10 protein-coding genes and 1 pseudogene are annotated in these 14,969 nt (G+C 70.2%); 3 read left to right on the plus strand and 8 right to left on the minus strand.

The features are described from left to right. The first annotated feature begins 17 nt into the window (after window positions 1–17). Both ABZ078_RS20135 and ABZ078_RS20140 read left to right on the plus strand, forming a co-directional pair. The gene (locus ABZ078_RS20135; RefSeq protein WP_356577055.1) at window positions 18–713 is read left to right on the plus strand and encodes a response regulator transcription factor; all 696 of its coding nucleotides are present in this window, start codon (window positions 18–20) and stop codon (window positions 711–713) included. Continuing rightward, a complete protein-coding gene (locus ABZ078_RS20140) occupies window positions 706–1,551 on the plus strand; it encodes a sensor histidine kinase (protein WP_356577057.1) in 846 nt (281 codons plus the stop codon). The genes ABZ078_RS20135 and ABZ078_RS20140 overlap by 8 nt, the downstream gene beginning before the upstream one ends. A gap of 121 nt (window positions 1,552–1,672) precedes the next feature. On the opposite strand, the pseudogene ABZ078_RS20145 reads toward ABZ078_RS20140, so the two are convergent. The 6 genes and pseudogenes from ABZ078_RS20145 to ABZ078_RS20170 all read right to left on the minus strand — a co-directional run. Beyond that, window positions 1,673–2,178, minus strand: a pseudogene (locus tag ABZ078_RS20145) (serine hydrolase domain-containing protein); the annotation flags it as partial. Window positions 2,179–2,293: 115 nt separating this feature from the next. Continuing rightward, window positions 2,294–4,036 carry a trehalase family glycosidase gene (locus ABZ078_RS20150; protein ID WP_356577058.1) on the minus strand — a complete coding sequence of 581 codons (1,743 nt, stop codon included), beginning with the start codon at window positions 4,034–4,036 and terminating at the stop codon, window positions 2,294–2,296. A 97-nt stretch (window positions 4,037–4,133) separates the two neighbouring features. Further along, complete coding sequence (locus ABZ078_RS20155) at window positions 4,134–4,958, minus strand: carbohydrate ABC transporter permease (RefSeq protein WP_356577060.1); 825 nt, start codon at window positions 4,956–4,958, stop codon at window positions 4,134–4,136. Next, window positions 4,955–5,938, minus strand: a complete 984-nt coding sequence (locus ABZ078_RS20160) for a sugar ABC transporter permease (RefSeq protein WP_356577062.1) — start codon at window positions 5,936–5,938, stop codon at window positions 4,955–4,957. Before ABZ078_RS20160 ends, ABZ078_RS20155 begins: the two co-directional genes overlap by 4 nt. Before the next feature lie 10 nt (window positions 5,939–5,948). Next, window positions 5,949–7,196 (minus strand): sugar ABC transporter substrate-binding protein, encoded by a 1,248-nt coding sequence (locus ABZ078_RS20165; protein ID WP_356577064.1) that lies wholly within the window; start codon window positions 7,194–7,196, stop codon window positions 5,949–5,951. A 136-nt stretch (window positions 7,197–7,332) separates the two neighbouring features. After that, entirely contained in the window at window positions 7,333–8,379 is a 1,047-nt protein-coding gene (locus tag ABZ078_RS20170; RefSeq protein WP_356577066.1) for a LacI family DNA-binding transcriptional regulator, read from the minus strand. Window positions 8,380–8,855: 476 nt separating this feature from the next. Here ABZ078_RS20170 and ABZ078_RS20175 point away from each other — a divergent pair, with 476 nt between their 5' ends. Beyond that, window positions 8,856–12,503 carry a LamG-like jellyroll fold domain-containing protein gene (locus ABZ078_RS20175; protein WP_356577068.1) on the plus strand — a complete coding sequence of 1,216 codons (3,648 nt, stop codon included), beginning with the start codon at window positions 8,856–8,858 and terminating at the stop codon, window positions 12,501–12,503. A gap of 171 nt (window positions 12,504–12,674) precedes the next feature. Here the strand turns inward: ABZ078_RS20175 and ABZ078_RS20180 are convergent, their stop codons facing one another. Both ABZ078_RS20180 and ABZ078_RS20185 read right to left on the minus strand, forming a co-directional pair. Beyond that, window positions 12,675–14,201, minus strand: coding sequence for an aldehyde dehydrogenase (locus ABZ078_RS20180; protein ID WP_356577070.1), 1,527 nt, complete (start codon window positions 14,199–14,201; stop codon window positions 12,675–12,677). Further along, window positions 14,198–14,965, minus strand: a complete 768-nt coding sequence (locus ABZ078_RS20185; protein WP_356577072.1) for an alpha/beta fold hydrolase — start codon at window positions 14,963–14,965, stop codon at window positions 14,198–14,200. The genes ABZ078_RS20180 and ABZ078_RS20185 overlap by 4 nt, the downstream gene beginning before the upstream one ends. Window positions 14,966–14,969: the final 4 nt, after the last annotated feature.

Here is a 14,969-nt window from a genome sequence, read left to right on the forward strand (position 1 = left end):
CTGCTTAGGCTTCGGACATGCGCGTACTGATCGTGGAGGACGAGCCCTACCTGGCCGAAGCCGTCCGTGACGGTCTGCGGCTGGAGGCGATCGCCGCCGACATCGCGGGCGACGGCGACTGCGCCCTGGAACTGCTCAGCGTCAACTCCTACGACCTCGCGGTCCTCGACCGCGACATCCCCGGCCCGACCGGCGACGAGGTCGCCCGGCGTATCGTCGCCTCCGGCAGCGGCATCCCGATCCTCATGCTCACCGCCGCCGACCGGATCGACGACAAGGCGTCCGGTTTCGAGCTGGGCGCCGACGACTACCTCACCAAGCCGTTCGAGCTGCGGGAGCTCGTCCTGCGGCTGCGGGCGCTCGACCGCAGGCGCGCGTACGCCCGGCCTCCGGTCCGCGAGATCGCGGGCCTGCGGCTCGACCCCTTCCGCCGGGAGGTCTTCCGCGACGGACGCTACGTCGCGCTCACCCGCAAACAATTCGCCGTGCTCGAAGTCCTCGTCGCCGCCGAAGGCGTGGTCGTCAGCACCGAAGAGGTGCTGGAGCGGGCCTGGGACGGGAACGCCGACCCCTTCACCAACGCCGTCCGCATCACCGTCTCGGCCTTGCGCAAACGGCTCGGCGAACCGTGGATCATCGCCACGGTGCCGGGTGTCGGCTACCGCATCGCCGCCGGCCCAGACACCACCCGCCCCGGCAGTACGCGTGCGTAGACGCCCAGGGCTGAGCGTCCGACTGAAACTCACCCTCAGCTACGCCGGGTTCCTCGCCGTAGCCGGCGCTCTCCTGCTGGCCGTGGTGTGGGGGTTCCTGCTGCGCTACGTACCCGACAACTCCCAGGGCCTTCTCGGGATCTCACCCAACCGCTACCTCCTTGTGCGCACCTTCTTCCCCGCCGCGGCCGTGGCGATGGTCCTCCTGCTCGTGTTCGGCCTCGTCGGGGGATGGATCCTCGCCGGCCGGATGCTCGCACCGCTCACCCAGATCACCGCCGCGGCACGGAGGGCCGGGAACGGATCGCTGTCCCACCGGATCCGCATGGCGGGCCGCCAGGACGAATTCCGTGAATCCGCCGACGCGTTCGACGCCATGCTCGAACAACTGGAGTCGCACGTCGCCGAGCAGCGGAGGTTCGCCGCGAACGCCTCCCACGAACTGCGCACCCCGCTGGCCATCTCGCAGACGCTGCTCGACGTCGCCCGCAGGGACCCCTCGCGGGACCGAGACGAACTCCTCGCACGCCTGCAGGCCGTCAACGTACGCGCGATCGACCTCACCGAGGCCCTCCTGCTGCTCAGCCGCAGCGACCGCGGGAACTTCACCCGCGAGAGCGTCGATCTCTCCCTCGTCGCCGAAGAGGCCGCCGAAACCCTGCTCCCCCTCGCCGAACAGCGCGGGATCACGCTCGACGTCACCGGTGGAACGACGGGCGTCGGCCTCGGCCTTGCCATCGTGCACAGCATCGTGCGCGCCCACGGCGGGACCCTGGACCTCGTCCCCCGCCCCGCCGGCGGTCTCCTCGTCATGGTTCGGCTTCCCGGCACGCCGTAGGCAGCTGCTTCAGGTCGCTCGGTCGCCGACTTGCTCACTCGTCGAGGGCCGCTGGGAGGGCGGTCGCCCTGTGGTGGACGGTGCGCTTGTCATCGGTCCAGGACGACCTCGAACTGCACGGAGTGATGTCCCGCAGGCTGCCGTCGGCCATCCGCAGATAGCCGTGCACATGCCGGCCGTGGATGCGCGGCTCGTCGCCGGGCACGACGGTGCGCGCCAGGCCCAGCGGACGCAGTATGCGGGCCGTGACGGCCTCCCCGTACGGGCGGCCGGTCACCTTGTCGACGATCAGTGCTGCCAGTAAGTAGTTGATGCCGCGATACTCCTGCCGGGTGCCCGGGGCGAACTTCGGCGGTCCGTGCGTCGCGGTCGCCACCCACTCCTGCGGCGTCCAGTGGTCGAAGCGGTGGCAGAACACCTCCTCCGCGGTCTCCGGCTCCGGGATGCCGACGTGATCGGGCAGTCCGCTGGTGTGGTTCAGCAGGTGCGCCACGGTGACAGCCGCGAAGCGGCGCGGCAGCTGCCCCGGCAGGACGCGCCGCACCGGCGGCCGGCCGTGCCGCCGACTCGCGACTGGGCCGCGGTCGACGGCGGATGCTCCAAGTCGTCGATCGTGGCCTGCGTTGAAGGCCCTCCGTGACACGCGCGTTGAGGTCATTCCCTCACACCGTATGGCCCTGACAGCAGTGACCGCCGCACGTTGCCGCATCGCATCAACTCCGCCGATCGCGGGCCCTCGGAATCAGTGGCCGCCGCGGTGTGCGTGGGCTTCGGCGAGGAGGAGGTAGCTGCTGGCGGTCCAGGTGTAGGCGCGGTCGCGCAGGCCCGTTCCGTTGAGGGCGTCGAAGTTCTCGGCGAAGCCGTGGGTTTCGCACAGGGCGCGGAAGCGGGCGCTGATGTCGTCGGCCAGTCGGAGGTGGCCGGCGCGGCGCAGGCCGTCCTCGATGAGGACGGTGGCGGGAGCCCAGATCGGGCCGCGCCAGTAGCCGTCGGAGAGGTAGTGCGGCGAGGTCGGCAGCTCGGTGGCCAGGCCGTGCGGGGTCAGGTGGGCCTCGATGCGGTCGGCCAGCACGCCCTTGACGTCGTCCGGCAGATGCTCGCCCAGCACGATGGGCATCAGGTCGAGGAGACTGGAGGTGTGCCAGGTGTCGCCGCTGTCGACTCCGCGGGCGACGAAGCGGTCACCGGTCCAGAGGTGGTCGAGCATCGCGGTCCGGGTGGCCTCGGCGGCTCTCGTCCACTGGCGGGCCTCGTCCGGTCTGTCCAAGTGCGTCGCGAGGTCGGCGAGTTCGTGCAGTTGGAGGGTGAGGAAGGCGGCCAGGTCCGCGGTGACGACCACGCGTTCGGGGTCGAAGGTGGTGGCGTTGTCCCAGCCGCTGTCGTTGCCGTGCTGGTAGTGGGGCAGTGCCGAGCCGGGAGCGCGCCGTGCGGTGATCCAGAAGTCCGTCCAGCGGCACAGCCTGTCGTACGTCTCGGTCAGTTCCGCCCGGCTGGGAGACGTGGTCAGCCGACGACGCAGGTGGCCCAAGGCCCAGCCGTGGATGGGCGGTTTGACGAAGTTGTGGAGGACCTCGGAGTGGGTGACCGAGTCGGGCAGCGCCCCGGTCTCGTCCTGGTGGTCGAAGGGCAGCGAGAACTGGTCCCAGGCCAGCTCCGGGTGGCCCGGGGCCAGGGCGAGGGCGTTGAAGCAGTGGTCCCAGCTCCAGACCTTGTCCATCCAGTGCTTGGACATCAGGACGGCGGGCCGGGTGACCAGCCCCGTCGGACGCACGGTCGCGGACCACACGACGTAGGCGGCGAGTTCGGCGGCCGGGGTGGCGGAGGAGCGCCAGGGGGCGACCGTGTCGACGAAGTCCGCGAAGGAGTTCTGCGCGGCCTCGACGATCTTGTCGAAGGTTTCCGTGGGCGTGTACGGCGGGCGGGCGGTGTCGAGTTCCTCGATCGCGATTTCCCAGGGAGCCCGCGCGTCCGTGTCGGCGGCGAGGGTGAGGCCGCGGTCGGCGCCGCCCAGGGCCTGGCTGCCGAAGGTGTCGGCCACCGTGCCGGAGAGCACGGTGACGCGGTAGCGGCGTCCGGTCTCGTACGAGGTGAACACGTACGCGTGGGCGGCCGCGTCGTGGAAGAAGTAGGTGCCGCTGAACGGGGTCAGCGTCGGGGCGGCCGCGCAGACGCGCAGGGGCAGCCCCGCACCGCGCAGGCGTACGGTGTCCGGCGACTCGTAGGCGAGGTCGACGCGCCCGGCCGGGCTGATCCAGCTGAGCAGGGCCGGTGTCGCCTCGACGCGGGTCTCGGCGCGGTCGCCCGTCGCCGTGTCCAGGGGTGTCAGGCGCAGAACGGCATGCATGCCGTTCTGGTGGGAGACGAGGTGGAGGTCCTCGGCGTACGTCTTCTCCGCCACCACGGGCGAGATGTCGAACCAGGATCCGTACATGCTGAACGGGATGTCGTGGACGGAGAAGGCCGGGCCGGATCGGGCGGCGGTCATGAGGTGTCACTCGTTTCTCGGGCAGGGGGGCCGGCCGTCCGGCGAAGGGACGGTGAGGCCGTGGCGAAGGGGGAAGCGAAGTCAGTCCTCGGGGAAGTCAGTCCTTGACGGCGCCGGCGGTCACCCCGGCGGCGACATAGCGCTGGGCGAGGACGAGGATGACCGCGGCCGGCAGGGAGGCCACGACGGCGGTGGCCATGATGGCGTTCCACTCCTGGTTGTTGTTGCCGATGTAGTGGTAGATGCCGAGCGTGATCGGCTCATGGGTGCCGCCGTTGACGAGGGTGCTGGCGAAGACGAAGTCGGACCAGGACCACAGGAACGCGAACAGCGACACGGTGACGACCGCGTTGCGGCTCATCGGCAGGACGATCGACCAGAAGGTGCGCAACGGGCCCGCGCCGTCGGTCTTCGCGGCCTGGAGCAGTTCGCCGGGGATCCCGGACATGAACGCGGTGAAGATGAGCACGCCGAAGGGGACGGCCAGGGTGGAGTCGGCGACGATGAGCCCGGGGACGGACTGGAGCATGCCGAGGCTGAGGTAGATGGCGTAGAAGCCCATCGCCATGATGATGCCGGGGATCATCTGGGCGGCCAGCAGCAGGAAGCTCAGGACGCCGCCGCCACGCGGGCGCAGCTTGGCCAGTGCGTAGCCGGCGGGCGCGGCCAGCGCCACGGTCAGGACGACGGTGCCCAGGCCGATGACCAGGCTGGTGCCGAGATAGGGCAACTGCTCGTCGAGGACGGTGCGGTAGCCGGACAGGGTGCCGTGGACCGGCAGGAGGTCCGGAGGGCTCTTGCGCATGTCCTGGTCGCGGGTGAGGGAGACGTTGAACATCCAGTAGACCGGGAAGAGCATGACCGCGGTCAGTATCAGACCGACGGCTGTCTTCCCCCACGTACGGCTGGTGCCTCGGTTCATGACAGCGCCTGCTTTCGCTGGACCTTCACGTAGACCAGGCCGAAGACCAGGGCCGCGACGACGAGCAGGTTCCCGACGGCCGCGCCGGGGCCGAAGGCCGGCAGGAGGTTGCCGAAGCCCAGTTGGTAGGACCAGGTGGCGAAGGTGGTGGAGGAGTCCGCCGGGCCGCCCTTGGTCATGATCCAGATGATGTCGAAGACCTTGAGTGTGTAGACCAGGCCCAGCAGCAGCGTGATCGCCGACACCGGGCGCAGCAGCGGGAACGTCACGCGCCAGAAGCGCTGCCAGGCGTTCGCTCCGTCGAGCGACGCCGCTTCGTACAGGCTCGCGGGGATGGACTGCAGGCCGCTGTAGAGCACGACCAGGTTGAAGGGGACGCCGATCCAGATGTTGGCGATGATCACCGAGGTCAGCGACCACGACGGTGAGGTCAGCCAGTTCACCGGCCCGATGCCGAGGGCGTGCAGGGCGGCGTTGACGATCCCGGAGTCGCTGTTGAGCATCCACGACCAGGTGGAGGCCGACACGATCAGTGGCAGCAGCCAGGGCACCAGGAACAGGGCGCGCAGGGTGGCCGACAGCCGGAAGTGCTGGTTGAAGAAGACCGCGAGGGCCAGGCCGATGGCGTACTGGAAGACCAGGCACACGGCGGTGAACACCACGGTGTGGAGCAGCGCCGGGGCGAAGGTCGGGTCGTCGAAGACGGTCTGGTAGTTCTGCAGGCCCGTGAAGGGCGCGTCGCCCTGGACGAAGGAGCGAACGGTGTAGTCGCGCAGGCTGAGGTCGATGTTGCGGTAGAGCGGATAGGCGTAGAAGAGGGCGAGGTAGACGGTCACCGGGGCGAGGAATCCCCAGGCGGCCCACTGGGTGGAGCTGGGCCGGCGGCGTGCCCTGGCGGGGGCCGGGGGCGGGGCGGCGGGGGCCGCCCCGTTCCGGGCGCGCACGGACCGCTGGTCCGGCGGATGGGTCGTCTGCTTCATCGGGTCCTCGTCACTTGACCGCGCTCTGAGCCGAAGTGAGCGCGTCCTTGGGTGACTTGGCCCCGCTGAGGGCGGACTGGACGGCCTTCCACATCTGCTCGGAGATCTTGGGGTACTTGGTGCCGAGGTTGTCACTCGTGCGTCCCTTGGCGGTCTTGACCGCGTCGACCCACGGCTTCAAGTCGGGGTTCGCCGCCACCTGCTTGTCCTGGACCTCGCTGGTGGGGGCCACGTACGACAGGGTGGTGTCGGTGTCGTACAGGTTCTGGGTGCTGGTCAGGCAGGTCGCCAGCTTCTGCGAGGTGGCGTAGCGGCCGGTGTCGTCCTGGACCGGGAGGGTGACGAACTCGCCGCCGGTCGGGGCGGCGGCGTTGGGTCCGGTGGCGGCGGGGATGGGCAGGACGCCGTAGTCGAAGCCCGCCTTCTCGGCGCCTGCGAGCTGCCAGGTGCCGTTCTCTCCGAACGCGTAGTCGCCGCTGGCGAACTCCTGCCAGCTGGTCGTCTGGGTGTTGTTGAGCACCGAGTTGGGGGCGTATCCCTTCTCCAGCCAGTCCTTCCAGAGCGACAGCGCGGAGACGGCCTGGGCGGAGTCGAGGTCGGTCAGCTCGGCGCCCGCGCCCCAGAACCACGGCAGGAACTGGAAGCTGCCCTCCTCCGTCCCGATCGCGGAGAACGTGATGCCCTTCTTGCCCGCCTTCTTGACCTTTTCGAGCGCCGCCGTCAGCGACTTCCAGTCCTTGATCGAGGAGATGTCGACGCCGGCCTTCTTCAGCACCTCCTTGTTGTAGTAGAGGGCGAGGGTGTTGGCGCCGATCGGTGTGCCGTACGTCTTCCCACCCGACTGGCCTGCCGCGAGCAGGTTGGGGTCCACCTTCGAGGTGTCCAGCTTGTTGTCGTCGGTCGTGGTGAGCACGCCCGCCTCGGCCAGGGTCGACACCACCGGGTTGTCGACGATGAGGACGTCCGGGGAGTTGCCCTGCTGTGCCGCCAGCAGCGTCTTGTTGGCCAGGTCGCTGGTGTCGAAGCCGGTCCGCTTGACCTTGACGCCGGCCTGGGTGCCGCACTTGTCCAGCAGCTTGACCCAGTTCGAGTTCTTGTCGAACTGCGGATAAGGGTCCCAGATGGTGTACGTGCCGCTGTCCGCGCCCTTGGCGCCGGTGCTGCCCGAGCCGGAGGAGCAGGCGGTCGCACTGGTGGCGACGGCCAGGGCGGTCAGGGCCGCGGCAGTCAGACGGCGCCTTCTGGAGAAGCTGTTCATCGCGGTTCCTTCGTTTCTGGCATGCGGGTGCCGAGGGCGAGGGGTTGGTGGGGGCGGGCATGCCTGACGGCACTGGTGTGCGGTTCGAACGTTCGGCGGAGTGAGGCAGGAGGGCGGGGTGTCCCGTGGGGCGTGGTCAGGGCGTCGATGCGGGTCCGGTGTCCGGGGTGGGCGTGGCTCCCGCGGGCCCGGTGCTGGCCCGCAGGGAGATGGGCGGCGTGAGGAGGTGGTGCCGGGGCGGCGCGGCGGGATGGTCGAGCCGCTCCACCAGCAGCTCGACGGCGAGCCGGCCCATCTCGGCCGCCGGTACGTCCGCCGCGGTGAGCTGCGGGGTCACCGTCTCCGCCCAGCGGCTGGCCACGACCCCGGTGACGGAGAAGTCGCGCGGCACATGGCGGCCCGCCCGGGCCAGCCCTCGGTAGAGCCCGCCCAGCGCGGCCTCGTTCAGCGTGACGAGGGCCGTGGTCTCCGGGTCGTCGTGCAGGATCCGCGCCACACAGGCCTGGCCCGAGGCGGCGTCGTCCCCGCAGCAGTACGTGCGCACCGTCAGCCCGCGCTCGGCCGCGGCCTTGGTGAATCCGTCCAGTCCCCGGTGCGCGGACTCGTACCCCGCCCGCAGGAGCTGCTCGGGCCGGTTGACGAAGGCGACCCTGCGGTGGCCGAGGTCCGCGAGGTGGTGGACGCAGGCCTCGGCCAGCGCGGTGTGGTCCAGGCCGACCCACCATCGGCCCTCCGGATGCGCGGTGCGGCCGATGGCGACGGCGGGGAAGTCCAGCACGGCCAGGTGATCGACCCGGTCGTCCTCCAGTCTGATCTCCATCAGGATCGCGCCGTCGACCCGCCGCTCCCCCAGCAGCCGCTGGAACGAGCGGTCACTGTCCACGCCGCTCGGTGACAACAGCACGTCGTAGTCGTAGACCGCGGCGGCCTCCACCACACTGCCGATGAAGTCCAGTTGCATCCCCGTGTAGTGGTTCCCGGCCGGTGGGAAGACCAGGCCGATCGTGCTGGTCCGCCCGTTGGCCAGGGCGCGCGCACTGGCGCTGGGCCGGTAGCCCAGCTCGTCGACGACCTGCTGGATCTTCCGGCGCGTGTCCTCCGACACCGGGCGCTTACCGCTCAGCGCGTAGGACACGGTGCTCCGCGAGACACCGGCCCGCCGGGCGATCTCACCGATGTTCACGTGGAACTCCTTGCTCGAACCGGTTCGACACCCAGGAGGAGGGAGCGTCCGCCGGCCGTGAGGATGGGGGTGGGACGAGGAGCACTGACCGGTCGTCGAACCGGTTCGCGTGAAGCGAAGGTAGGAACTGACCTCACGCCTGTCAACACCTCTGACGGCATTTCCGCACCACGGCGAAAGACCGGGAGATCCTTGCGTCGAAGGGATTGCTGGCCGCGTTTCCCGGTGCTAGCTTCGCCCGAACCGGTTCGATGAAGCGATCCTTCCGGCAACCGCGAGCTCGATCCGCACCTTCCCCGGGGCGCGGGATCACCATCCCTGCCACCTCGAAGACTCTCTCGTCTCGGGGCGCAGGCGATCGAACCGGTTCGACTCGCCCACCTCGGAATCTCCGCACCGGACAACGGCATGTGGACGAGCAGCCGACCGATGTGGGCCGACCGGAAACCCTTACTCAAGGATTGAGGACGCAATCCATGCCATCCGCTGACAGATCCGCGCGCCGCAGGGCCCCGGCCGCCGTGGCCCTGGCCGTCGGCGCGGGGCTGCTGGCCGCGCCGGCCGGCCCGGCGCAGGCGGCCGACACGCCCCAGCCCACCGCCCGCTACACCTTCGACCAGGACGACCTCGCCTCCGGGAAGATCACGGACAGTTCCGGCAACGGCCTGACGGCGAGTTTGGTGAACGGCTCCACCGCCCAGTCCGTCGCCGGCGCGGACGGCGGCAAAGCGCTCGCCCTGCCCGGCGGGGCGCCCACCTCCAACGGCGCGTATGTCCGCCTGCCCCGCGAAGTGGTGGGCGACGCAACCGACTTGACGGTCTCCGCACGCGTGAAGTGGAGCGGCGACAAGTCGCCCTGGCAGCGGATCTTCGACCTGGGCACCAACACCACCAAGTACCTCTTCGCCACCCCGTACAGCGGCGACGGGACGCTGCGCACCGCCCTCACCAACGGCGGAGGAGAGGCACAGGTCAACGGCTACGCCATGCTCCCCGCGAACGAGTGGCGGACCGTCACCGTGACCCTCGACAGCACCGCGGGCCGACTCACCACCTACCTCGACGGCGTGGCGGTCTCCTCCACCGAGACCGGCATCAAGGCCAGGGAGGTACTGGACGGTTCGGCCACGGCCGCCGGTTACATCGGCAAGTCCTTCTGGCCGGATCCGCTGCTCAAGGGCGCGGTCGACGACTTCACCGTGTGGCACTCGGCGCTGAGCCCGGAGCAGGTGGCGGGTACGGTCGCAACCGTGCCCACCCTCCAGGACCTCTCGAAGACGTCCTTCGAGGTCCGTACGACGACCGGGACCGCCCCGTCCCTCCCCGCCGCCGTCCGGTCCACCTTCTCCGACGGCTATGACCGGGACACGCCGGTCACCTGGGACGCCGTACCGGCCGACAAGTACGCCCAGCCGGGCACCTTCACGGTCGCGGGAACGGCGGCCGGACGGGCCGTGAAGGCCACCGTCACCGTGGTCCGCGAGGGCCAGCTCGACGTCGACCTCGGCTCGGACACCGGCAAGTTCCACGGCGGCGCCTCCGGCACCCTCTACGGCGTCTACGGACCGGACGTCCCCACCAACAACCTCATCGAGGGCATGGGCCTGCGCACGGTCTCCACCAAGGCCCAGGACGGCCCGCAGCACCCCGGCGCCGACGCGCTGGAGGTGGTGAAGCCGCTGGCCGACTCCACCGACGGTGACGTGTACATCTACATGACCGACATCCACCGCGGCTTCCCGTACCAGTGGCCGGGCAGCACCCCCGAGGAGAAGCTCAAGCTCTACCGGGAGAAGATCGCGGGGCAGGTCGACCAGGTCCTGAAGCTGCCGAAGGAGTACCAGGACAACATCGTCTTCGTGCCGTTCAACGAGCCCGAGGGCAACATGTTCGGCACCGGTGAGTGGAGCTACAACAAGGTCAGCTGGCTCGACAAGCCGGCCGACTACTTCGCCGCCTGGGACGACTTCTACAAGCTCATCAAGGGCAAGATGCCCGAGGCCCGCATCGCCGGCCCCAACACCAGCATCCTCTTCGACCAGGTGCAGGGCTTCCTCAAGCACGCCCTGGCCGCCGGCACCCTCCCGGACGTCATCACCTGGCACGAGCTGAGCCACCCGGAGGCGGTGCGCGAGAGCGTCGCCAAGTACCGGGCGTGGGAGAAGGACCTGTTCAAGGGCACCGACCGCGAGGGCACCCGACTCCCCATCAACATCAACGAGTACGCCTTCAACTACCACACCTCGGTCCCCGGCCAGATGATCCAGTGGGTGTCCGCGATCGAGGAGTCCAAGGTGGACGCCGACATCGCGTACTGGAACATCGACGGCAACCTCTCCGACTCCGCGGTGCAGTCGGGCCGCGGCAACGGCCAGTGGTGGCTGCTGAACTCGTACGCCTCGATGAGCGGGCACACGGTGAAGGTGACCCCGCCGTTCCCGGGCGAGAACTACACCATGCAGGGCGTCGCCACGCTCGACGAGAAGAAGAAGCAGTCCCGGCTGATCTTCGGCGGCTCCACCGGCAAGGGCCACATCACCTTCGACAACGTCCCGAAGACGGTGTTCGGGAACCGCGTGCACGCCTGGGTGAAGGAGATCGAGTGGAGCGGGCAGGTCGGCGACAACTCCGGCCCGAAGCTGCTCGCCGAGCGGAACCTGAAGGTCGGTGACGACGGCAAGGTCGTCGTCGACTTCGGCGACGGCGCGCTGCCGAAGCTGAAGGAGTCCTCGGCGTACGAGATCGTCCTCAGCCCGGCCGGGAAGGCGAAGGGCACGCAGGCGCCGCCCGCCCGCTGGCAGGGGTCGTACGAGGCGGAGGACGCCGCCCACACCGGCACGGGCTACTCGAAGAACGGCCCGGAGGGATCGCCCCGCGACGTGTCGAAGTTCTACACCTCGGGCGGCTACGACGTGGGCGGCCTGCGCTCCGGCTCCGACGTCAAGCTCGACTTCACGGTGGACGTGCCCGAGGACGGCACGTACGACCTGAGCGTCTTCGCCAACTCCCTCAACACCTTCGACAGGGTGAAGGAGCAGGGTCCGACCAACGTCTTCCTGAGCGTGGACGGCAGGGCGGACAGCGAGCAGGAGCTGTACCTGCCGCTGGGCTACAAGTGGGTGGTGTGGGACCACACCGACACCAAGGTGAAGCTCACCAAGGGCAAGCACACCCTGACGCTCGCCGCGAGGAGCCTCGACGGCAAGCGCGCCACCAAGGGGGACGCCATCGTCGACCGCCTCACCCTCTCCCTCCCCGAGGCATCGGCGAACACCCAGGTGTACGAGGGTGAGCTGGCCTGGCTGGGCGGCGGGGCCCGTCCCGCCTACGACCTGCCGAAGCCGGCGGCGACCGGATCGGGCGCGGCCCGGCTCGCCAAGGGCCAGACCGCCACGTTCTGGGTCTACTCGCCCGCCGACCGGGAGGCCACCCTCAAGGTCGACACCCTCGCCGGCTCGGGCGCCCGGCTCTCCGTCAACGGGCACGACGTCCGGCGCCTGGGCCGGGGCACGAGCGGCGCGGCGGTCTCCCTCTCGGGTGGCGTCAACAAGGTGACGGTGACCGGCGGTTCGGCCACGACTCTCGTCGACCGCGTCCGCGTCACTCCGACCGAGGGCGCGCTGCCGGCACGCACGTACGAGGCCCAGGACGCCAAGCTCGCGGGCACGGCCACCCTGACCCCGCTCTCCCTGGCCACCGGCGGCACGGCGATCACGGGCATCGGCGGCGCCCCGGGCAACGGCAACACGGCGACGTTCACCGTGAAGGCCGACCGGGCGGGCCTGTACGCGATGCGCATCCGCTACTCCAACCCGGAGCAGTCGGAGGCCACGCACTACAACCCGGACCCGCTCGCCCGCCACGCCGACATCAGCGTCAACGGCGGCGAGGCGCGGCGCGTGAGCTTCCCGCACAGCTTCCACCAGAACAACTTCTGGGAGCTGACCGTCCCCGTCCTTCTGAAGAAGGGTCAGAACACGGTCGCCTTCCGCTCGGAGGAACTGCCGAACTTCGACGGCACCACCTACGCCTCGGACACCTTCCCCGGCGTACTCCTCCGCTCCCGCTTCGCGCCGCTGATCGACCGGATCACCGTCGCCCCGTACGCGCGGGAGGTGCGCTGAGGTGATCCCGGCCGGCGGCGACGTGACGCGCACGGACACCGGGTAGCGGGACGCCATGTCCCACCCGGCCCGGCAGGCGCGCGCCCAGGTCGCCGCCGGTTGCCGCGAGCAGAGCGCCCGGATCCGGCACGATCGGCGGATCCGGGCGCTTTGCCGGCAGGCCCCGCTCTTTCAGGAGCGCAGCACGAACGGGTCGCCCTGGGGTTCGTCGCTCGTGTTGACCCATACCGACTTGAGCCGGGTGTACTCCTTGATGGTCTCGGTGCCGTGTTCGACGCCCATCCCGCTGTTCTTGAAGCCCGAACGCGGCGACATCGGCGACATGGCCCGGTAGGTGTTCACCCAGATCGTTCCGGCGTCGAGCGCCGAGGCCATCCGGTGGGCGCGGGCCAGGTCCCTGGTCCACACACCGGCGGCGAGGCCGTAGTCGGTGTCGTTGGCGAGCCTGACCGCCTCCTCCTCGGTGTCGAAGGGCATGACGGAGGCGACGGGGCCGAAGATCTCCTCCCGGCTGACCCTCATCCCGTTGTCGGTGCCGACGAAGACGGTCGGCTGGTAGAAGTACCCGTCGAGGCCGACGTCGGCCCTGGTGCCGCCGGTGACGACCCGGCCCCCTTCCTTCCGGCCCAGCGCGACGTACTCCTCCACCTTGGCGAGCTGGGACGCCATCGCCAGCGGACCCAGTTCGGTCCCGGGGTCGAGGGGGTCGCCGATGCGGATGGTGCGGGCCCGCTCCACCACCCGCTCGACCGTCTCGTCGTAGACGTCGCGGTGCACGAACACCCGGCTCCCGGCGACGCACGTCTGGCCGGCGGCGGCGAAGATTCCGGCGACGATGCCCATCGAGGCGGAGGCGATGTCGGCGTCGGGGAAGACGATGTTGGGTGACTTGCCGCCGAGTTCGAGGGTGGCCTTGATGAAGCGTTCGCCGCAGGCGCGCGCGATCAGCGCCCCGGTGGCGGTGCTCCCCGTGAAGGACATCTTCTGCACGCGGCGGTCCGCGACCAGGGCGCTGCCGGCCTCGGCGCCGAACCCGGTCACGACGTTGACGACGCCCGGGGGGAAACCGGCTTGTTCGAGCAGCTCCACGAGTTCGAGCAGCGAGGCGGAGGTGTGCTCGGACGGCTTGACCACCATCGTGTTGCCCGCGGCGAGCGCGGGGGCCAGCTTGGTGGTGGTGAGCATCAGCGGTGAGTTCCAGGGGGTGATGGCGCCGCAGACGCCGACCGGCTCGCGCAGGGTGTAGTTGAGGAGGCTGCGGGCGGACCCCGGAATGACCTCGCCGTGGATCTTGTCGGCCAGGCCGGCGAAGTAGTAGAAGTACTCCGGAAGGGCGGCCAGTTGGGCGCGCATCTCGCGCAGCAGCTTGCCGTTGTCGAGTGTCTCCGTGCGGGCGAGCGACTCGGCGTTCTCCCCGATCAGGTCGCCGAGCCGGCGCAGCAGCCGACCGCGACGCGTCTGGGAGAGATCGCGCCAGGCCGGGTTCTCGAACGCCGCCTGTGCGGCTGTCACGGCCCGGTCCATGTCGGTGGCGCTGCCCCGGGCCGCCTCGTAGAAGGCCGTCCCGGTCGTGGGGTTGACGCTCGCGAAGTACTCGCCCTCGGCGGGAGCCACCCGTTCGCCGTTGATGAAGTGGTCGCGCCGGGGAAGCGCGGCCGGCCTGTCGCCGGCCGGAACGGCCTCGCTGTGGACGGTCATGGCGTGATCCTCTCGAAGTGCTCGGTCAGCGCCGCGGTCAGTTCCCGCGGCCGCTCCAGCGGCAGCAGGTGGCGGGCGCCGGCCACGATCCGGACGCGGGCGTCGGGGATGGCCGACGCCAGCCGGCGGGACATGTCCGGGGTCGATCCCGGATCCTCGCTCCCGGTGATGGCCAGGGCGGGCGCCGTGATCCGGCCGAGGAGCGGGCCGACCTCCTTGTCACCGGTCGCGAAGACGGTGTAGCAGGCCAGGTAGGACGCGTGGTCGTTCGCGAGCAGTGTCCTTCGTACGTCCGCCACGAGGTCCGGCTCCCGCAGCCGCCACGCCTCGTCGAACCAGCGCTCCACGGCGGCGTCCGCGGTCACCGCCGGGTCGGTCCGCGCCGCATGGAGCCGTCGTTCGACCGCTGCGCGCTCCTGCGGGGTGCGCAGGGCGACGCTGCTCACCAGGGACAGCGTGGCGACGCGAGCCGGGTGGTGGGCGGCGATGTGCTGCGCCACGAGGGCGCCCAGCGAGAAGCCCACGAGGTGGGCGCGCGGGGCGCCGATGTGGTCGAGGACCTCCGCGACATCGGCCGCGAGCTCGGCCAGGGAGGTCCCCGGCTCCGCGGGGGGCGAGGCGCCGTGGCCTCGGAGGTCGACCCTGGTCACCCGGTGGTTCGCGGCGAGCGCGGGCAGGCACCGCCGCCACATCGTGTGGTCCAGCCCGACGCCGTGCAGGAGCACGACGTCCGGGCCGGTCCCGGTGACGGAGTGGTGGATCACGGTG

This window comes from Streptomyces sp. NPDC006385, assembly GCF_040612485.1.
Lineage (GTDB): Bacteria > Actinomycetota > Actinomycetes > Streptomycetales > Streptomycetaceae > Streptomyces.